Raw genomic sequence first — 19745 nt, 5'->3', positions numbered from 1 at the left:
CGGCGTGAGTAGAGAGCCGCGGTTGGAGATCGAGTACTGCACGCAGTGCCGGTGGTTGTTGCGGGCGGCCTGGACCGCGCAGGAACTGCTGACCACCTTCACCACCGAGCTCGGCGAGGTCGCGCTGGTTCCCGGGACCGGAGGAGTGTTCGACATCCGCCTCGACGGCGAAACCCTGTGGTCCCGGAAGGCGCAGGACGGTTTCCCCGACCTCGCACCCCTCAAGCAACTCGTCCGCGACCGCATCGCCCCGGACCGAAACCTCGGCCACTCCGACCGCCGCTGAACCGCCTCCCGCCCCGAGTGGACCCCCGGGGCAGGAGGCAGGCTGTCAGGGGATCTGCAGGACCGGGGCGATCGTCTTGGTGCGCGAGCCTTCGTAGGCGGCGAGGAGGATGCCGAGTACGGCGATGCCCTCCTCCTCGGTGTGGATCGGCCGGGTCTTCGCGAGCAGCGAGTCCGCGAAGTGGCCGATCTCGGCGGCGAACGTGTCGACCGGCTCGAGGTCGAACGTCTCGGTTTCACCCGACCGCAGCTTGTAGGTCAGCGAACTCCCGTCGCTGGTCAGCGACCCCAGCTCACCCACCGCGGAGAACCGCTCGGTCCCCGGCGCCGGCTGGTACGCCCAACTGGTCACCATCTGCCCAACGGCGCCGTTGTCGAACCGGATCAGCACCTGCGCGGAGTCCTCGCCCTCCATAAACGTCAGCCGATGCGTCGACAGCATCGCGGTCGCCTCGACCGGCAGGCCACCGGCGAGGTGCAGCATCAGGTACGTCGGGTGGTACCCGGTGTCGATCAGCTCGCCACCACCACTCGTCTTGCTGCTCGCCCGCCAGCCCATGCTGCTCGGGTCGAAGTCGTTGAAGAAGCTGTCCGTCGTCCGCACCTCGTAGACGGTCCCGATCGTCCCCGCCTCGAGCAACTCCTTCGCCTTCGCCACGGCCGGCAGGAACAGCTGGTTGTGCGCGCACATCAGCGTCACACCGTTCTCCTGCACCGCCTTTCGTACGTCGGCCGCCTCGTCCGCGGTGAGGCACAGCGGCTTCTCGCACAGGATGTGCTTGCCCGCCTCCGCGGAGGCGACGATCGCGTCCCGGTGCAGGTGGTGCGGCAGGCAGATGTCGACCGCGTCGACGTCGGCGTTCGCGAGCAGTTCGCGGTAGTCGACGTACGGCGTGGCGTCCAACTCCTTGCCCCGCGCAACCGCCGTTCCCTCGACCGCGTCGGCGACGGCGGTGATCCCGATCCGCTCAGCGTGTTCGGCGTACCCGCGGATGTGGGCACCCGCGATCCCGCCGCCGCCGATCAGCCCGACCTTGATCTGTGGCATGTCAGCCTCCGTAGGTGATGGTCCGGCCCTCGTCCGCGGCCTGGTTGGCGGCGACGACCAGGCGCGTCAGCTCGACCGCGCGTTGCAGGTTGTCGTCGGCCCGGGTGCCGTTGGTGATGTGGTCGACCCACTGGGCGAACGGATCCGGGTTGTGCTCGGGCACCGGGACCTGCCGGTCACCGACCTGGAGAAGGTTGCCGGCCTCGGTGTACGTGAGGCTGCTCTCGGTCCCGAAGACCTCGATCGTGAACGGGTTCCGGCTGGTGAAGCCGGCTTCGATCACACCGATCGCCTGGTCGCCGTACCCGACGGTGACCACGGCGTTGTCCTCCAGCCCGCGCCCGTTGACCGACCGGTACGTCGCACTGACGGTGTCCGGACCGGTGCCGAGGAACAACTGGACCAGGTACACCGGGTGGCACCCGAGGTCGGTGAGCGCGCCGCCGATCGCCGTCTTCTGGTCGAAGAACCGCTGCGGCAGCCACCCGTCACCGCCGTCGCGCGGGATCGCGCCGTCGTGCGACAGCCGGACCCGCGCGTACGTGAGCTTGCCGAGCTCGCCGCTCGCGATGACGTCCTTGATCGCCTGCGTGTACCCGTGCGCGAGCCGAGGCAGCGAGACGACCACCTTCGCGCCGTTCGCGTCGGCCGCGGCGAGGATCTCCTCCGCCTCCGCGACGGTCGGCGCGAGCAGCTTCTCGGTGAAGATGTGCTTCCCGGCGTTCGCGGCCTTGACCATGATGTCGCGGTGGTCGCTCGTCGGCGTGGTGATCACCACCCCGTCGAGATCCGCCAGCACCGAGTCGAGGTCCGAACTGAACGGCACCCCGAACTCGTCGGCCCCCGCCTGCCCCAGCTCGACGTCGTCGTCCCACACCCCGACCAGCTCCGTGCCCGGATGCGCCTGCGCCTGCCGCGCGTAATCCCGCGCGTGAACATGCCAGAACCCGAGCACCGCAACCTTCAGCGGTTCAGTCACCATGTCTCCTCGCTGACCCTTCAACGGAAACGTTCCCGCTCTACCCTGCCAACCCCGGCCCCACCTCACACCCCCACCGGCGATTCGTCCCACAACCCGGACGCCTTCCGAGCCCAAGGCAACAGACCACGGTGCGCACAGGTCTGCTCCACACACCAGCAGTCATCGTGGACTGTCGGCTGATCAGACCGCCGAGCCATCAGGCGTTCAACTGAGCGGGCACCCCGCACACCGCTGGCTACGGCTTCCCAGGCTCAGGCGGCGGACGGCACCGCACCCAGGACGCATGGGAGGGCCGACGATCACGACTACTCAGGAGCGCGCGTAGGGATCCACCTCAGCCGTCCCACGACGCACGCCGGTCCACGAGGCATTCAACCAAGCGGGCGGTAGCACGCGCACTGCGGGCGGGAGCCCGCGCACTGCGGGCGGGAGCCCGCAAGCTGAGGGCGGCAGCCCGCGCAGCTGGGCGGGTGGGAGCGGCGGCGAGCACGGCGACGTAGGAGCCGGGCGTAGCGGCGCGTGGGATTACCCCAGTCGTTAGCGTGGTGGGTTGCTGACGCACCTGAGCGGCATGACCTCGGGTTGGGAGGGGATCAGGGATTCGGCTCGGGTGCGGCCGAGGTTCCATTCGAGCCAGTCGTCGTCGCTGCGCTCTCGGTCTGCCATCGCGCAGTCGACCACGTCGTCGGGTGCCTCGGCCAGCACGGGTACGGCGTCGTCGGAGAGGCCCTGCAGGTAGGTCCAGTCCACTTTGCCGGTCTCGACGTACCGGTCGAGGTTGTGCTGGGCAACCCAGGCGTCGGGGTTGAGTGCGGCGATCCCGAGCAGCAGGCTCGCGCCGCTGAGCAGCGCGGCCCGCGGCAGCCACGACGCCTTCATCGTCACGCCGGCCACCATCACCGCGATCACGAGCAGGCCGAGCCAGCCCTCGAAGACGTCGACGAGCAGCCGGAGCTCGGTGAAGCCGTACGCCTCCTGGTAGAGGTGCATCCGGTAGAGCGCGGACGCGACCACGACCAGCGTCAGCAGGCACAGCAGACCGAGGGATGCGCGCAGCCAGGTCACGTCCGCGGTCGTGGTCCGCGGCGCCTTCCGCGCTGCCGCCCAGACGACGAGCAGCGTCAGCGCAGTTGCGACCGTCAGCTGGCCGAAGCCCTGGTGGACGTACTCCGCGTAGGTCAGCCCGGTGATGCGCTCCAAGTACGCGTGCCCGCCGAAGTTCGCAGTCGCCTGCGCTGCCAGGAAGACCAGGAACACCGCGTCGACCAGCAGCACGGGCACAAGCCACTCGTAGCGACGCGCGACCGGCCGGACCGGGCCGTTGCCGGTCTCGACGTTCGGCGGGTTCAGCCCCAGGTACGTCGCCGCCAGCACGACACCACCTACGGCCACGGTGACGAACGCCCGCAGGACGAACGTGTCGATCTCGAGATCCGGGACGATCGCACCGGCCCACTCCGCGAAGATCGCGTCCGCGGAGGCGAACAGCAGACTGAAGACAACGACTCCGAGCAACGACCACAGGATGGTCCGCAACGCCGCCGCGCTCGTCCGCAGCCCCTTGACGGCCTGCGCTGAGCGACCGAGCCAAGGCAGGCCCCGAAGCCCGGCGAGCGGCCACGACACCCCGGCGACCACGAACGCGGGCACGGTGCGGCCGTTCACCAGCCCGGCCATGCAGACCGCGATGCCCGCCAGCAGGCACAGGACCGCGATCCACTCGGCGTCACGCAGTACAGTCACCGCAGCCAGCAACGGACACAGCGCGGCACAAGCCCGGGTGAAGCGGGACCGGCGGTTCACGCTGAACCGCAGGATGACCACGCCCGCCGCCAGCAGTACGACGAACGTCCCGAGACCGAGGTCGCGGAACGGCAGGATGATGCCGGCCAGCACGCCGACGCCCAGGCAGTACAGGACCGCTCGGAGGTTGCCGGGCAGCTCGACCTCCGGCCAGAACTTGCCGAACAGCATGTCCATCCCGGATTCCGGTGCCCGCGGTACGGCGGGGGCGGGCGTCTCGACCGGCTTCGTCATGACTGGCTCCTGTGCCTTTCTGGTGACGTGAACGGGTTGCTTTGGTGTTGCCTCACGAAGCGGCCGGCTCGGCAGGTCCACGCGGACCCGCGCCCCGGTACGGCGTGGCGCCGGGTCGACGAAGTGGATGGTGCCACCGTGCAGATCGGTGACCCAGCGGGCGATCGCCAGACCGAGACCGGTCCCGCCACCGCCCTCGGCCTCGGTCAGCGTGCCGAACCGCTCGAACACCCGGTCACGATCAGCGACCGGGATCCCCGGCCCTTCGTCGGCGACTTCCAATCGCCATCCCGAACCAGTTGTCTGGGCGGTGAGCTCGACGACCCCGCCGGCCGGACTGTGCCGGGACGCGTTGTCGAGCAGGTTGGCGATCAGCTGATGCAACCGCGCCGGGTCGGCCGGGACGGTCAGGTCCGGGGGCGTGACGCGTACGTCGTACCGCACCTCGCGGCCGACCACTCGCGCCTCGGCCACGGCACGATCGAGCAACTCCGCGACAGACACCTCGGTGGTGGACAGGCGAGCTGCGCCGGCGTCCACGCGCGCCAGGTCGAGGAGATCGTTGGCCAGGGTCGACAGGCGTTCCGCCTGGTCGAGCGCCGTACGGAGTGCCACGGGATCCGGTTCGGCGACACCGTCGACCAGGTTCTCGAGGACGGCGCACAAGGCGGCGAGCGGCGTACGCAGTTCGTGGCTCACGTTTGCGACCAGCTCGCGGCGCTGGCGGTCGACGGCGGCCAGGTCCTCGGCCATCCGGTTGAAGGCCCGGGCCAGCTCGCCCACCTCGTCGCTCGAGCTCGCGGTCACCCGGGCGGAGTAGTCGCCGCGCGCCATCCCACGGGCCGCGGCGGTCATCTCGCGCAGCGGCGACGTCATGCCGACCGCCAGCAACTGGGTGACGCCGAGCGCCAGCGCGACCGTGACCGGGATGCTCAGCCAGAGCGGAACGTTGCCAGCGGCACCGACTGCCGCGACGAGCGCGGCCACGATGACACTGACCGCGACCAGCAGCCCGAGCTTGACCTTGACCGACGTGACCTGGTCCATCAGCGGGCCGCTCACGTGGCGCTCCGGATCTCGAGTGCGTAGCCGACGCCGTGCACTGTCCGCACGCGCTCCGCACCGATCTTGGCGCGCAGCGCCTTGACGTGACTGTCGACCGTGCGGGTCCCGGACGCACCCGGCCAGCCCCAGACCTCGGCGTACAGGTTCTCGCGCGTCAGTACGACGCCGGGCTTGGCGGCCAGGCAGAGCAGCAGGTCGAACTCGGTCGGGGTCAGATGGACCTCCGCGTCCTCGACCCACACCCGGCGGGCGGCCGCGTCGACGCGCAGGTCGCCCAGCTCGGTGGCCGAGCGGCCGGCCAGCTCGGCAGCGCGGTCGACCCGGCGTAGCAGCGCCGCCACCCGCGCGACCAGCTCCCGCATCCGGAACGGCTTGGTCAGGTAGTCGTCGGCGCCGATCCCCAGCCCGACCAGGATGTCCGCCTCGTCGTCGCGCGCGGTCAGCATCAGTACGGGCACCGGCCGCCCGGCCTGGATCCGCCGGCACACCTCGTGACCGTCGAACCCGGGCAGCATCACGTCCAGCAGCACCAGATCCGGCGCGGTCGCCTCGAACCTCTCGACCGCTCCCGGCCCGTCCCACGCCTGGACGACGTCGTACCCCGACCCCCGCAGACGATCCGTCACCGCCTGGTTGATCACCGGCTCGTCCTCCACGACCAGGATCCTGCGCCCCGCTCCGTCGACTCCCACGCCTCGAGCGTAGGAGCCCAGCTGGTCAGGAGTCAGTCACAACTCGTGAAGGTTCTGTGCAGGTGTCGCCGGATGGGCTGGTCGGCGGCTGGGCTCACCTCTCGGACAGGCCCCAGAGGTTCAGAGTGGGGTGGGGAGGTCTCATCATTGGGGGATGCGAGTTCAGCTGGCCGAGCGGATGCGTACGGCGGTGGTCGCGGGTGCCGTTGTCGTTCCAGCGGTGGTGTGCGCGGCGATGGTGCCGTTTCGGGCTCGGGTCGAGAACACGAACACTGCCTTGGTGCTGGTCCTGGTCGTTGTCGCGGCGGCGGCGAGTGGTGTCCGCTGGGCTGGGACCGTCGCCGCTCTGTCCGGCTCGGCGTGCTGGGCGTTCTTCCTGACGCAGCCCTACCAGCAGATCACCATCACCGACGAGTCCGACATGGTCACCGCGGCCCTGCTCACGCTCGTCGGCGTCGCCGTCGCGGAGATCCTGTGGGCGCGGCGCCGGCAGACGAGGGCCGGACAGCAGCAGACCTATCTCACCGGCATCCTGCGGACCGCGGGCCTCGTCGCCGCCGGCAGCGCCCGAACCGAGGGCGTCATCGAGCACGTCGCCGACCAGCTCGTCGACCTGCTGGGCGTCGACGACTGCTACTTCGACAGCGACACCCGGGATCAGGCGCCGGCCGCGCTCGTTCGCGACGGCACCGTCGTACGCCGAGGTCGCGAGCTCGCCGTGGACCGCCTCGGGCTGCCCACGGACTGTGAGATCGAGCTCCGGGTCCACCACAACGGCATCACCCGCGGCCGCTTCCTCCTGATCGCCTCGACCCGGCTTGCCCGTCCCTCCCTCGCCCAACGGCAGGTCGCCGTCGCCCTGGCCGACCAGGTAGGCGCAGCCCTGGCCACCCACAACAGCTCGTCGTAGCCTGTCGGACCATGCGCAGCGGGAACGAGCGGAACCGCGCGATCTACCAGCGGCTGGCGTCGATCTACGACGTCGCGGCTCGACTACCGCTGATCGCCCGTCCGCGGAGTCGGCTGTTCTCCCTCGCCGACATCCAGCCCGGCGACCGCGTCCTCCTGATCGGGGTGGGGACAGGTCAGGATCTGCCGTACCTTCCAGCCGGCGCCGACGTCACCGGCATCGACCTGTCCCCCGCGATGCTGGACCGGGCCCGCGCCCGCGGCACGGGCGCCACGCTGCAAGAGATGGACGCGGAGCACCTCGAGTTTCCTGACGCCTCGTTCGACGTCGTCATCCTCAGTTACGTGCTCAGCGTCGTGAACGACCCGCGCCGCGCCCTGGCCGAGGCTGCTCGGGTGCTGACGCCGGACGGAAGCATCTGGATCCTGGGCAAGTTCCACGACGCCGAGCCCGGCCCCGGCCGCCGCCTCGCCAGCCGCGTCCTGACCACGGTCGGCGGCGCCACCCTGACCCGCTCCCTCACCGCCACGATCGCCGACACCCCACTCCGCATCACCCGCCACGAAACCGCCAACCCCCTGGCCGACATCACCCAACTCACACCACACGAGAAGCCCTCATAGCCCGGGTCGCCCGTTCCAGTTGCCGCCGGAGAGTAGCCAGGCGGAATCTCTCCGCCTCCTCCGAGCTTTCGGTCCCTGTTGCCGGGCCTGAGGCGCCGGGGCGGAGACGGCGGTCGGAGGCGCCAGACGTCGGAGGCGACGGATCGGAGGCGGCGGATCGGAGGCGCCGCGTCGGAGGCTGCGGATCGAAGGCGCCGGGGCGGAGGCCGCGGGTCGGAGTCGCCGGGCCGGAGGTGGCGCGTCGGAGGCGCTGGGCGTCGGGGCGGAGGCGGCGGGTCGGTGGTGCGGGCGGACTGTTTCGGCGGGGCGGGGAATGTGTTCGTGCGGATCGGAGGCGACGGGGCGAAGGCGCCGCGCGTCGGGCTGGAGGTGGCGGCGTCCGGGCGGAGGCGGCGGGTCGGTGGTGCGGGCGGACTGTTTCGGCGGGGCGGTGGTGCGGGGGGGACCGTTTCGGTGGGCGGGGAATGTGGTCGTGCGGAGCGGCGGGCCGAGCGTAGGCTCGGCAGGGACGTGACCCGTGCCCAGGGGGGACCCGACGTGAGCCAGCCTGCTACCCAGTCCGAGTATCCCGACCACATCGACGCCGCCGTCCTGAAGATCGCCGGCGTCGTCGTCCTGGGCGCGATCATGTCGATCCTCGACATCACCGTGGTCAACGTCGCGCTGCCGACGTTCCAGGACGAGTTCGGCTCACCCGAGAGCCCGGTCGCGTACTCGACCGTGGCCTGGACGGTCACGGCGTACACGCTGGCGCTCGCGACCGTCATCCCGCTGACCGGCTGGGCGGCCGACCGGTTCGGCACCAAACGGCTCTACATGGCCGCGATCTTCCTCTTCACCGCCGGTTCCGCGCTCTGCGCGACCGCCACCAGCATCGACATGCTAATCGCCTTCCGCGTCCTGCAGGGCCTCGGCGGCGGCATGCTGATGCCACTCGGCATGACGATCATGACCCGGGCCGCGGGGCCGCGCCGGATGGGCCGGCTGATGGCGATTCTCGGCGTACCGATGCTGCTCGGCCCGATCCTCGGCCCGATCCTGGGCGGGTGGCTGATCCAGATCGCGAGCTGGCACTGGATCTTCCTGATCAACGTGCCGCTCGGCCTGATCGCGCTCGTCTACGCGTGGTTCGCGCTGGCCAAGGACAGCCCCGAGCCGTCGGAGTCCTTCGACTTCCTGGGCGTGGCGCTGATGTCCCCCGGGCTCGCGCTGTTCCTGTTCGGCGTCTCGTCCCTGCCGGCCGAGGGTGGTGACTTCGGGGCCCCCAAGGTGTGGGTGTCGATGCTGGCCGGGGTGCTGCTGATGGTGGCGTTCGTCTGGCACTCGTTCCGGCCGGAGCATCCGCTGCTCGACCTGCGGCTGTTCCGGAACCGGAACCTGACCGTCTCGATCATCACGATGTTCCTGTTCGCCGCCGCGTTCTTCGGTGGTCTGCTGCTGGTGCCGACGTACTTCCAGCAGATCCGCGGCGAGTCCACGCTGAACGCCGGCCTGCTGGTCGCACCGCAGGGACTCGGCGCGATGGTGACCATGCCGATCGCCGGGCGGCTGGTCGACAAGCTCCCGGTCGGCCGGATCGTGCCGTTCGGGATCGGGTTGATCGTCATCGGGATGTTCGGCCTGACCCAGGTCACCGCGACGACGCCGTACCCGCTGCTCATCGCGATGCTGGTCGTGATGGGCTTCGGGATGGGCGGCACGATGATGCCGCTGTTCACCTCCGCGCTGCGAACGCTGAACGGCGCCCAGGTCGCGCGCGGCTCCACCCTGCTCAACATCACCCAGCAGATCGCGTCCTCCTGCGGAGTCGCGACGATGTCGGTCATCCTCACCAACCAGCTGAACGACTCGCCGATCATCCCAGGCACGCAGCGCGCCCCCGGCCAGGGCGAAGGCCTCCGCGAGACCCAGGCGGCGATCCTGTCCAACACCCGGCCGGAGGCCCTCGGCCCTCTCAACCTCGACCCCGCCACCATCGCCCGCGGCCTGGTCGACGCCGCCACCGCATTCGCCAACACCTACTGGGTCGCCTGGATCCTGGTAGCCCTCACCCTCATCCCCGCCCTCATGCTCCCCCGCAAACGCGAAAAGACCCACCTCCTGGACACCGAAAACACCCCACCCGCCACCGTCGACTGACCGCCTGCTCAGTTCTCACGGAGCGGCCTCACCCATCATCCACGGGCAGGCGACCCCACGGGGCTCTCGAACGAAGCGGGCGACAGCACGCGCACACCTCGGGCGGGTGGGAGCGGCGCAAGCACGGCGACGCAGGAGCCGCGCGTCGCCGACGCATGGGGAAACACGCCCCAGCGGATCCACCTCACCCATCCACGGGCAGACGACTCCACGGGGCTTTGAAATGAAGCGGGCGACAGCACGCGCACACCTCGGGCGGGTGGGAGCGGCGCGAGCACGGCGACGCAGGAGCCGCGCGTAGTCGGCGCGTGGGGAACACACCCAGAGAGCCGCCTCACCCATCCACGGGCAGGCGACTCCACAGGGCTTTCAACTGAAGCGGGCGACAGCACGCGCACACCCTCGGGGTGGGTGGGAGCGGCGCGAGCACGGCGACGCAGGAGCCGCGCGTAGCCGCCGCGTGGGGAAGACGTCAGTGTCAGTCGTACATCTTGTCCAGGAGGTCGGCGTACTGGGTCTCGACGTGTTTGCGCTTCAGTTTCAGGCTGGGTGTCATCTCGCCGGTTTCCACGGTGAGGTCGCGGTCGAGGATGGTGAACTTCTTGATGGTCTCCCACCGGTTCAGCCCGGCGTTGAGTTCGTCGACGTACCCCTGGACCATCGTCCGCGCCGCGTCCGAGCTGACGATCTCGGCGTACGACTTCCCGCCCAGACCGTTCGCTTCCGCCCACCCCTGGATCGCGTCCGGGTCCAGGGTGACCAGCGCGCTGACGAAGTTCCGCTTGTTGCCGTGGACAACGAACTGGCCGACGTACGGGCAGATCATCTTGAAGCGGCCCTCGATCACCTGCGGGGCGACGTACTTGCCGCCGGAGGTCTTGAAGAGGTCCTTCTTCCGGTCGGTGATGAACAGGTACTCGTCCTCGAAGTGGCCGATGTCGCCGGTGTGGAACCAGCCGTCGCCGTCGATCACCTCGGCGGTCTGGTCGGGCTGGTTGTGGTAGCCGCTCATCACGCCGGGGCCCTTGATCAGGATCTCGCCGTCTTCGGCGATCTTCGCCTCGGTGCCGGGGAAGATCGGGCCGACGCTGCCGAGGCGGTACTGGCCGGGCCGGTTGAGCGACGAGCCGGCCGCGGTCTCGGACAGGCCGTAGCCTTCCAGGATCAGCAGGCCGGCGGAGTGGAACCACTCGGCCAGGTGCTTGTCGAGGGCGGCGGAGCCGGAGACGAAGAACCGGATCCGGCCGCCGAAGCGGGCGCGGATCTTCGACAGTACGAGCTTGTCGGCCAGTGTGTACTGCGCGGCGAGCGCACCACTCGGCTCCTTGCCGGCCTGCCGCAGCTCGGAGACGCGGGCGCCGACGCCGAAGGCCCAGTGGAACAGCTTCGCCTTCACCCCGCCCTCGGACTCGATCATGGTGACGATCCGGGCGTGCGCCTTCTCGAAGATGCGCGGCGCCGCGGCCATGAAGGTCGGCTGTACGACGGCCGCGTTCTCGACGATCTTGTCGATCCGCCCGTCGATCGCGGTCGCGAACCCGATCTGGAACTGGACGGCGAGCAGCACCTGGCCGAACACGTGCGACAGCGGAAGCCAGAGGAACTGCAGGTCGTCCGGGCTGAGCACCCGGATCCCCTCGACCGCGGCGCCCTCGTACGTCCACACCGAGTGCGGCAGCCGGACCCCCTTCGGCCGGCCGGTCGTGCCGGAGGTGTAGATCAGCGTGCAGAGGTGGTCGGGCTTGATCTGCGCGAGCCGGTCGTCGATCGCCGAGGCGTTGTCCTTCAGGTACGACGTACCGAGCTCGTCCAGCGCGGACAGTGAGAGGACCCAGGACTCGTCCTCCGCCGACGGCTCGCCGTCGATCAGCACGACCTTCTGCAGCGACGGCGTCTCGGACCGGTGCTCCCGCAGCTTGTCCAGCTGCGTCGCGTCCTCGGCGAACACGACCTGGACGTCGGCGTCCGCGACGATGTACGCGACGTCGGCGGCCATCGTGGTCGGGTAGATGGTGGTGGTCGCGGCGGCCGCGAGGACGGCGGCCAGGTAGCACTCGACCCACTCCATCCGGGTGCTGGACGCGATCGCGACCCGCTGCTCGGGCTGTACGCCGAGCGCGATCAGGCCGGCCGCCCGGCGCCGGGCCAGCTCGTCGAGCTCGCGCCAGCTGGCGGATTTCCACTGGTCCCCGGACGGGTACCGGAAGGCCTCGCGCGAAGGGGTCGCGGCGACCCGGTCGAGGAACATCGCGGCCATGTTCTCTTTGCGGTTGCTGAGCAGCGCGAGCTGGCCCTCATCGGCGACTGGCTTCATGGTCTGGCCTCCATCGGGGGTCAAGTGACTGGAGGGTAATGGCTAGTGGGCACGGCTGACTATGCCCCTCGCTCGCCCGCCCCCACCTTCTCCATTACGTTTCCGCAACGCCTGCACACGGCCAGTGGCCTGCGTCTCACTGTCAGTTCTACCCCTCCCCCAGCGGGCCTCGTCAACCGCCGCGCCGCAGCCGATCCAGCGCACCGCGGACCGTCTCCGCGTCCGGGTGGTTCAGCGCCTCCAGAATCTCCAGCGCCTCGGTCCAGCTCGTCCGCGCAGCGTCGAGCTGACCGGCCCGCTCCTGGACCTCGGCCAGCGACATCAGGCACTCCGCCGTCTCCCCCCGCCGGCCCTGCGTCCGCAGGATCGCGACCGCGGTCGCGTAACTGGCGACGGCTTCGTCGAGCCGGCCCGAGCCGGCCAGTGCGTACCCCTTGGTGTCACTGACGACGGCACGCCCGTACTCCGAGTCGAGCTCCTCGTAGAGCTTGAGGGCCTGCTGGGCGTAGTCGACCGCGGCCGCGAACTCACCGAGCTGCCCGTAGTACCAGCCGAGGTTGTTCAGCGCGTTGGCCCGCGCGTCGGCGTGGCCGGTCCGCTCGTAGATCCGGAGGGCGCGGGTGGTCTTCTCGATGGCCTTGCCGTGCTGCCCCATCCGGCTGAGCACGCGCGCCTGGCTGAGCGAGCCGTGTGCGATCCCGGCGTCGTCGGCGAGCTCTTCGGCGATACCGAGCGCCAACTCGTGCTGGCGGATCGCCTGGTCCCACTGCCGCAACGCCATGTGGCCGCGAGCGAGGTCCCGCCGGGTCTGGGCCTGTTTGCGCAGATCGCCGAGCCGGACCGCCGCCTCGAGTGCGAGCTCCTCCGACTCCATGTATCCGGGGCGCCCGCGGAAATCCAGGTAGTCCGCGATCGTCCACACGTACAACCACAGCAACCCGTCCGCCCGTCCGACGGCCGCCCGGAGTACGGCGAGATTGTTCGGCTGCTCGGAGTCGAACCACGCGAACGCCTCCTCGCGCGTCGTCGGCACCGCGACCTCGACTCCGGGATCGAGCCCGGGCAACTCGACCGGATCCCGCCTGGGCGCGAGGACCAACGCGGCCGCGCTGCCGGTGTGCACGAGATACCCGAGCAGCCGCTCGAACGCCTCGTCGGCCTCCTGCTCCTCACACAACTCCCGCGCGTAACTCCGCAGCAGATCGTGCAGCGCGTAGCGATCCGGCCCGAGCTCGAGTAGTTGATGGTTCGCAACCAGTACGGCGAGCAGCCCGCGAGCCTCACGAACGGGTACGCCGGCCAGCGCCGCCGCGGCGCCCAGCGTGATCTCGGCACCGGGATGCTGGGCGAGCAACCGGAACATCCGCGCGAGCTCCGGCCGGAGCTGCCGGTACGACCAGGAGAAGATCGTCCGTACGTCGACGCCGTCGGTGGTCGCGAGGGCGTCGAGCGGAGCCAGGCTCAACGTGTCCACGAAGGACTCCAGCTGCCGTCGCGGCCGCAGCGCGATCTGGGCCCCGAGCAACGAAAGCGCCAGCGGAAGCCCTGCGCACCGGGCGATCAGCTCGTCGGTGCTCCGGGCATCTTCGTGCAGCCGCCGCTCGCCGACCCTTGCCGCAAGCAACTGCCTGGACTGCGCCGGATCCAGCATGTCCAGCTGGATCGGCTCGGCCTGCTCGGTCGCGACCAGCCCGGCGAGCTCGTTCCGGCTGGTCACCAGGGTGAGACAGCCCGGCCCGGTGGCTGCCAGCGGCCGGACCTGCTCGGCGGTCCGGGCGTTGTCGAGGACGAGCAGGACCGCTCGGTCGGCGAGCATGCTCCGGTACAAGGCGATCTGCTCGTCCGCGGCGATCGGCAGCCGGTCGGCCGGGATCCCCAGCCCGGCGAGGAACCGCGGCAGGATCGCGAGCGGGTCGGCGGGCTCCAGCGACGGCGAGTACCCGAGCAGGTCGGCGTACAGGACGCCGTCGGGGAAGGTGTCGGCGACCTGCCGGGCCCAGTGGATCGCGAGCGAGGTCTTGCCGACGCCGGCCGGTCCGATGATCAGGCCGAGGTGGGTGTCCGGGAGCAGTTGGTCGAGCCGCCGGAGATGCTCGGTCCGCCCGGCGAACGCCGGCACGGCCGTCGGCAACTGGCGCGGGACCACCATGCTCCCGGTGTCCGTGGCCGCGAGCAGCTCGGCGTGCACACGCTGGAGCTCGGGGCCGGGCCCGACACCGAGCAGCTCACGCAGCCGGCGAGAGACCTCCGCGTACGTCGACAACGCGAGCGCCTGCCGTCCGGACGCGTGCTGCGCGCGCATGAGCTGAGCCCAGAACCGCTCTCTGGTGGGGTGGCGCTCGACGAGCTCGGTCAGCTCCGGGATCACCGCGGCCGCATCGCCGATGGCCAGCCGCGCGTCGAACGCCAACTCCTGCGCCTGCAGGTGTTCCTCGACCAGCCGCGGGATCATCTCGCGCGTCAGCGCCCCCGCGTCCAGCCCGGCCAGCGGCTCTCCGCGCCAGAGCGCCAGCCCCTCGCTGACGAGAGCCAACCGGTGGGCGGGGTCGCTCGCCTCACCGGCAGCACGAACCAGCGACCGGAAGGTCTCGAGGTCCAACTGCTCGCGGTCCGCATGCAGCGTGTAGCCGCCGTCGCCGGTGCGGATCATCGACCGGCCGGTGTCGCCGAGAGCCGCACGGAGCCGGGACACGTAGATCTGCAGCGCCGCGCGCGGGTTGCTCGGCAGCTCGTCGTCCTCCCACAGGACGTCGACGAGGTCCGCCGTACGGACCGTGCGGTTGAGCCGCAGGAGCAACGCCGCCAGCAGTACGGCGGGCCGGTGCGACGGCAGCGGGATCACCGCACCCTCGGCGGTCCGCACCTCCATCGTTCCGAGCAGGCGGAACCGCAGCCCGTCCACCCCACGCTGCGCCAGCTCGGTCACCTCCCCTGCTCCCGGCCGACGAGATCGTCCTGGAACAACCAGCAGGAAAGGCACACCCTACGCCGGGTCAGCGTTCGCAGGAGTTCTCTGTCTGTGACATTTTATTGACAAAAGCCGGAGTCAGCGCTCCGCCAGCAGCTCCGCGATCTGGACCGCGTTCAGCGCCGCACCCTTGCGGAGATTGTCATTGGAGACGAACAGCACCAGGCCGCGGTTGCCCGGGACCGACTGGTCCTGCCGGATGCGACCGACGTACGACGGGTCCTGACCGGCGGCGAGCAGCGGCGTCGGCAGGTCGGCGAGCGCGACGCCGGGAGCGGCGCGGAGCAGCTCGGTCGCCTGCTCCGGCGTGATCGGCTCGGCGAACTCGGCGTGGATGCTCAGCGAGTGACCGGTGAAGACCGGCACCCGGACGCACGTGCCGGCGACCGGCAGGTCCGGGATGTGCAGGATCTTGCGGCTCTCGTTCCGCAGCTTCTGCTCCTCGTCGGTCTCGCCGGTGCCATCGGCAACGATCGATCCGGCCAGCGGAAGCACGTTGAACGCAATCGGTCCGGCGTACACCTTGGGCTCCGGCAGCGTCACACCCTCGGTCCCGCGGGCGAGCCGGCCGCCCGTCTCGACCAGCGCGCGTGCCTGGCCCTCGAGCTCGCTGACGCCGACGCCACCGGAGCCGGAGACGGCCTGGTACGTCGACACCACGAGCCGGCTCAGGGTCGCGGTGCGGTGCAGCGGCGCGAGCACCGGCATGGCGGCCATGGTGGTGCAGTTCGGGTTGGCGACGATGCCTTTCGGCAGGTCGGCGAGGTCGCCCGGGTTCACCTCGGAGACGACCAGCGGTACGTCGGGATCCATCCGCCAGGCGGACGAGTTGTCGACCACAACCGCCCCGGCCGCGGCGACCTTCGGAGCGAGCTCCTTCGACGCCGTCTTCCCGTTGGAGAACAGCGCGAGCTCGAGGCCGGTGAAGTCGGCGGTCGCGGAGTCCTCGACCGTGATCTCGGTGTCGCCGAACGGCAGCTTCGTACCTGCCGACCGCGCGGACGCGAAGTACCGCACCTCGTCCACCGGGAACTGCCGCTCGACCAGCAACTCCCGCATGACACTGCCGACCTGGCCCGTGGCCCCGAACACTCCGACTCGCATGCCTGCACCCTAGTTCGTCGGCCACGGCCGCACCGCCGAATTTCAGCATGCGGCGGCCCGGCCTCCCAGGGGCGGACGGGAGGCCGGGCCGTGGGACGAGACCGTCAGGAGTCGGAGACGAGGACTCCGCCGTTGGCCACGTCGGTGGTTTCGATCTCGGTGAAGACGATGCGGACGGACTCGCGTTTCGCGTTCAGGATCGAGATCGCGGACTCGGTGACGGCGGCGACGAACTCGCGCCGCTGGTCGAGGGTGCGACCGGACAGGAGTTCGACGGTGATGTTCGGCATGACAGGCACTCCACTCAGTTGTTCTGTGTCACGGGACAGTATTCAGCCGGCCAGCGCGGTGCGTCGGGCGGCGATCTCGTCGGTCTCGTCGGGGTCGGTGTTCAGCGAGTCGACCAGTTCGTCGACCTCGGTACGGCGTTCCGGCAGCAGCAGCCCGAGGCCGACGTACACCACCAAGGAAGTTGCCAGCGGCAACGCGACGACCAGGGTGGTGTCGGTGGACTCGATCCCCCACTTGACGATCGCCCAGACCACCAGGCCGGTCGCCCAGGACGCGAGCGCCGCCCGCGGTCCACTGCGCTTGAACCACGGCAGCAGGCCGAGCATCAGCGGGATCGAGATCGGGCCCATCGTCGCGGCCACCAGGTCGACGACGATCTTCAGCACGACCCCCTGTCCGTTGGTCAGGATCGCGATCAGCATGCTGACGGTGACGAAGGTGAAGGTGGTGATCCGGGCGAACTTCAGCGCGCCCGCCTCGGTCAGCCGGCGCACCTTCGGCACCAGCACCGGCGCCAGGTCGCGGGTGATGACGGAGGAGATCACGTTCGCGTCGGAGGCGACCATCGCCATCGTGTGCGAGAAGAACCCGGCCAGCACCAGCCCGATCAGGCCGGTCGGCAGCAGGAGCTGGGCGAGCTCGACGTACGACTGCTCGGGCTTGCCCGGGCTGACCAGCAGCGGCGCGGCACACATCGGGATGAACAGGATCAGCGGCCACACCAGCCACAGGAACGACGACAGCAGCGCGGACCGCTTGGCCGCGGAACCGGACGGCGCGGCCATGTAGCGCTGCGCCAGGTTCCACATGCCGCCGTTGTACTCGAAGGTTTTGATGAACAGGAACGCGACCAGGAAGATCGTCGTGTACGGCCCGTTCAGCGGGTCGCCGTGGCCTTCGGGCAGCCGGTCCCACATCGTCCACAGCGTCGACACGCCACCGAGGTGCGCGAGTACGCCGACGAACATCGCGATGCCGGCGCCGAACTGGATGACGAACTGCCCGAAGTCGGTCAGCACGTCGGCCCACAGTCCACCGAGGGTCGCGTAGAGCATGGTGACCACGCCGGTCAGCAGGATGCCCCAGCGGATCGGGACGCCGGTGAACCCGTTCAGCAGGACGGCGATCGCCACCCACTTCGACGCGATGTCGACCACCTTCAGCGCGGCACCGGAGTACGCCAGGGCCTGCTGGGTCGGCAGGTTGTAGCGGCGGGCGAGGTACTCCAGCGGAGAGACCACGCCGTGTCTGGCGCGCAACCGGTTCCAGCGGGCCGCGAACACGAACGCGCCGATGCCGACGCCGACACCGATCGACACCGCCCACCAGACGTAGACGGTGATGCCGTAGGTGTAGGCGACCGCGGCGAAGGCGACGAACATGACGGCGCTGTAGCCGGACATGTGGTGCGAGATGCCGGACAGCCACCACGGGATCCGGCCACCGGTGGTGAAGTAGTCGACCACCGTCTTGATCTTCGAGCGCGACCAGATGCCGATCAGCACCATCAAGACGAAATAGCCGGCCAGGACCGTCCAGTCCACTGCGGTCATGTGGTTCCTCCCAGGGGCGATGGGTGCTGTGTGGAAGGTTCCATTCACCAGAACTTAGTGTCAAGGCGCGGAACCTGGAACAATTCCGTCCACCGTTCCACCGCTCGGCGTTGACAGCGAGTTCCGCGAAGTAGAACCTGGTTCCGTGAATCTGCAGATCAGGCACGCCACTCATCCCGACCAGGTCCCCGGCTTCGACACGGCCGCGCTGCGGCGGCACTACCTGGTCGACGACCTCTTCGTCCCGGACACGGTCAGCGCGGCGCTCACCCACCACGACCGGATCGTGCTCGCCGGCGCGCGCCCGACGAGCGGGCCGCTCGTCCTGCCCACCTGGCCGGAGCTGCGCAGTGACTACTTCCTCGAACGCCGCGAGGCCGGCATCGTCAACGTCGGCGGACCAGGGACGGTCACCGCCGACGGGACGAAGTACGAGCTGACCACCGGTGCCTGCCTGTACGTCGGCCGCGGCACCCGGGACGTGGTGTTCGACGGCGCGGACTCGGCGTTCTACGTGTTCTCCGCGGCCGCCCACACCGACTTCCCGACCACGCTGGTCAACCCGGGTGAGGGCAACCGGCTCGAGCTCGGCGACCAGCGGACCGCGAACCGTCGCACGATCGACCAGTACATCCACGCGGACGGCGTCCGCAGCTGCCAGGTCGTGCTCGGCGTGACCACCCTGCACGCAGGCAGCACCTGGAACACGATGCCCGCACACACGCACGACCGCCGGACCGAGTGCTACCTGTACTTCGGCCTGCCCGAGACCGAGCGGATCGTCCACCTCCTCGGCGAGCCCGACGAGACCCGGCATCTGCTCGTCGCCGACCGCCAGGCCGTGATCTCGCCGAGCTGGTCGATCCACTCCGGCGCCGGCACGTCGTCGTACAGCTTCGTCTGGGCGATGGCCGGCGAGAACCAGGCCTTCGGGGACATGGACGGCGTCGACGTGCGGGACCTGCGGTGACGGCTGAACCGTTCAGCCTGCGGGGCCGTACGGCGCTCGTCACCGGAGCCCGGCGGGGGATCGGCGCGGCCATCGCCGCCGGGTACGCCGCCGCCGGCGCGGACCTGATCCTGATGGCCCGGGACGCCGCGCTCGAGGACACCCTCGAAGCCGTCAAGTCGAGCGGCGGCGAGGCCTCCGTGGTGACCGCGGACTTCGCCGACCCGGCCGCGGTCGAGGCGGCCGCCACGGAACTCGCGCGGACCCGACGGATCGACATCCTGGTGAACAACGCCGGCACGATCCGGCGCGCGCCGGCGGCCGAGACCGCCACCGCGGACTGGCAGCACGTGATCGACGTGAACCTCAACTCCACCTGGGCCGTCACCCGCCCGATCGGTGCCGCGATGGTCGAGCGCGGCGCCGGCGCGGTGATCACGATCGCGTCACTGCTGAGCTTCCAGGGCGGAATCACCGTTCCGGCCTACACTGCGAGCAAGCACGCGGTCGCGGGACTGACCAGGGCGCTGGCCAACGAGTGGGGGCCGGCCGGGGTCCGGGTGAACGCGATCGCGCCCGGATACATCAGCACCGACAACACCACCGAACTGCGCGCGGACCCCGGTCGCGAGGCGGCCATCCGGGAACGGATCCCGGCCGGACGCTGGGGCCGGCCGGAGGACGTGGTCGGCGCCGCGGTCTTCCTGGCCTCGGCGGCGGCCGGCTACGTCAACGGCCATGTCCTCGCGGTCGACGGCGGCTGGCTGGCCAGATAGGAGCAGCAG

The 19745-nt window shown here is 70.1% G+C and carries 15 protein-coding genes; 6 read left to right on the top strand and 9 right to left on the bottom strand.

Annotated elements, in window-relative coordinates; all coding sequences use genetic code 11:
* Nucleotides 1–4 precede the first annotated feature (4 nt).
* Entirely contained in the window at nucleotides 5–286 is a 282-nt protein-coding gene (locus ACQPYZ_RS11430) for a SelT/SelW/SelH family protein (protein WP_433167440.1), read from the top strand.
* Between the two features lie 45 nt (nucleotides 287–331).
* Here the strand turns inward: ACQPYZ_RS11430 and ACQPYZ_RS11425 are convergent, their stop codons facing one another.
* From ACQPYZ_RS11425 to ACQPYZ_RS11410, 4 genes are all read right to left on the bottom strand, one after another.
* Nucleotides 332–1333 carry a Gfo/Idh/MocA family protein gene (locus ACQPYZ_RS11425; RefSeq protein WP_433167439.1) on the bottom strand — a complete coding sequence of 334 codons (1002 nt, stop codon included), beginning with the start codon at nucleotides 1331–1333 and terminating at the stop codon, nucleotides 332–334.
* A 1-nt stretch (nucleotide 1334) separates the two neighbouring features.
* The gene (locus ACQPYZ_RS11420; protein WP_433167438.1) at nucleotides 1335–2312 is read right to left on the bottom strand and encodes a Gfo/Idh/MocA family protein; all 978 of its coding nucleotides are present in this window, start codon (nucleotides 2310–2312) and stop codon (nucleotides 1335–1337) included.
* A 540-nt stretch (nucleotides 2313–2852) separates the two neighbouring features.
* A complete protein-coding gene (locus ACQPYZ_RS11415) occupies nucleotides 2853–5414 on the bottom strand; it encodes a DUF4153 domain-containing protein (protein WP_433167437.1) in 2562 nt (853 codons plus the stop codon).
* A complete protein-coding gene (locus ACQPYZ_RS11410) occupies nucleotides 5411–6109 on the bottom strand; it encodes a response regulator transcription factor (RefSeq protein ID WP_433167436.1) in 699 nt (232 codons plus the stop codon). Before ACQPYZ_RS11410 ends, ACQPYZ_RS11415 begins: the two co-directional genes overlap by 4 nt.
* A 154-nt stretch (nucleotides 6110–6263) precedes the next feature.
* Here ACQPYZ_RS11410 and ACQPYZ_RS11405 point away from each other — a divergent pair, with 154 nt between their 5' ends.
* The 3 genes from ACQPYZ_RS11405 (at nucleotide 6264) to ACQPYZ_RS11395 (ending at nucleotide 9781) form a co-directional block, all read left to right on the top strand.
* Nucleotides 6264–7019: a DUF4118 domain-containing protein gene (locus tag ACQPYZ_RS11405; RefSeq protein ID WP_433167435.1), complete on the top strand. Its 756-nt coding sequence runs from the start codon at nucleotides 6264–6266 to the stop codon at nucleotides 7017–7019.
* Between the two features lie 11 nt (nucleotides 7020–7030).
* The gene (locus tag ACQPYZ_RS11400) at nucleotides 7031–7642 is read left to right on the top strand and encodes a class I SAM-dependent methyltransferase (protein WP_433167434.1); all 612 of its coding nucleotides are present in this window, start codon (nucleotides 7031–7033) and stop codon (nucleotides 7640–7642) included.
* A 537-nt stretch (nucleotides 7643–8179) separates the two neighbouring features.
* Complete coding sequence (locus ACQPYZ_RS11395) at nucleotides 8180–9781, top strand: DHA2 family efflux MFS transporter permease subunit (protein ID WP_433167433.1); 1602 nt, start codon at nucleotides 8180–8182, stop codon at nucleotides 9779–9781.
* 478 nt (nucleotides 9782–10259) lie between these two features.
* Here the strand turns inward: ACQPYZ_RS11395 and ACQPYZ_RS11390 are convergent, their stop codons facing one another.
* The 5 genes from ACQPYZ_RS11390 to ACQPYZ_RS11370 form a co-directional block, all read right to left on the bottom strand.
* Complete coding sequence (locus tag ACQPYZ_RS11390) at nucleotides 10260–12095, bottom strand: AMP-dependent synthetase/ligase (RefSeq protein ID WP_433167432.1); 1836 nt, start codon at nucleotides 12093–12095, stop codon at nucleotides 10260–10262.
* 172 nt (nucleotides 12096–12267) lie between these two features.
* Nucleotides 12268–15021 carry a BTAD domain-containing putative transcriptional regulator gene (locus ACQPYZ_RS11385; protein ID WP_433167431.1) on the bottom strand — a complete coding sequence of 918 codons (2754 nt, stop codon included), beginning with the start codon at nucleotides 15019–15021 and terminating at the stop codon, nucleotides 12268–12270.
* 120 nt (nucleotides 15022–15141) lie between these two features.
* On the bottom strand, nucleotides 15142–16167 hold the full coding sequence (locus ACQPYZ_RS11380; RefSeq protein ID WP_433167430.1) for an aspartate-semialdehyde dehydrogenase: 1026 nt from the start codon (nucleotides 16165–16167) through the stop codon (nucleotides 15142–15144).
* 104 nt (nucleotides 16168–16271) lie between these two features.
* Complete coding sequence (locus tag ACQPYZ_RS11375) at nucleotides 16272–16457, bottom strand: tautomerase family protein (protein WP_433167429.1); 186 nt, start codon at nucleotides 16455–16457, stop codon at nucleotides 16272–16274.
* A 42-nt stretch (nucleotides 16458–16499) separates the two neighbouring features.
* Nucleotides 16500–18011, bottom strand: coding sequence for a sodium:solute symporter family protein (locus ACQPYZ_RS11370; protein WP_433167428.1), 1512 nt, complete (start codon nucleotides 18009–18011; stop codon nucleotides 16500–16502).
* 145 nt (nucleotides 18012–18156) lie between these two features.
* Here ACQPYZ_RS11370 and kduI point away from each other — a divergent pair, with 145 nt between their 5' ends.
* Both kduI and ACQPYZ_RS11360 read left to right on the top strand, forming a co-directional pair.
* Nucleotides 18157–18981 (top strand): 5-dehydro-4-deoxy-D-glucuronate isomerase, encoded by an 825-nt coding sequence (gene kduI / locus ACQPYZ_RS11365; protein ID WP_433167427.1) that lies wholly within the window; start codon nucleotides 18157–18159, stop codon nucleotides 18979–18981.
* Nucleotides 18978–19736, top strand: a complete 759-nt coding sequence (locus ACQPYZ_RS11360) for an SDR family oxidoreductase (protein WP_433167426.1) — start codon at nucleotides 18978–18980, stop codon at nucleotides 19734–19736. The genes kduI and ACQPYZ_RS11360 overlap by 4 nt, the downstream gene beginning before the upstream one ends.
* Nucleotides 19737–19745: the final 9 nt, after the last annotated feature.

The organism is Kribbella sp. CA-247076 (genome assembly GCF_050942445.1).
Lineage (GTDB): Bacteria > Actinomycetota > Actinomycetes > Propionibacteriales > Kribbellaceae > Kribbella.
This window is presented reverse-complemented; position numbering and strand designations above follow the sequence as displayed.

Coding starts and splice junctions, on each gene's coding strand:
- ACQPYZ_RS11380 (WP_433167430.1), bottom strand. CDS start 16,167: ATGCGAGTCGGAGTGTTCGGGGCCACGGGCCAGGTCGGCAGTGTCATG.
- ACQPYZ_RS11390 (WP_433167432.1), bottom strand. CDS start 12,095: ATGAAGCCAGTCGCCGATGAGGGCCAGCTCGCGCTGCTCAGCAACCGC.
- ACQPYZ_RS11425 (WP_433167439.1), bottom strand. CDS start 1,333: ATGCCACAGATCAAGGTCGGGCTGATCGGCGGCGGCGGGATCGCGGGT.
- ACQPYZ_RS11400 (WP_433167434.1), top strand. CDS start 7,031: ATGCGCAGCGGGAACGAGCGGAACCGCGCGATCTACCAGCGGCTGGCG.
- ACQPYZ_RS11405 (WP_433167435.1), top strand. CDS start 6,264: ATGCGAGTTCAGCTGGCCGAGCGGATGCGTACGGCGGTGGTCGCGGGT.
- ACQPYZ_RS11370 (WP_433167428.1), bottom strand. CDS start 18,011: ATGACCGCAGTGGACTGGACGGTCCTGGCCGGCTATTTCGTCTTGATG.
- ACQPYZ_RS11375 (WP_433167429.1), bottom strand. CDS start 16,457: ATGCCGAACATCACCGTCGAACTCCTGTCCGGTCGCACCCTCGACCAG.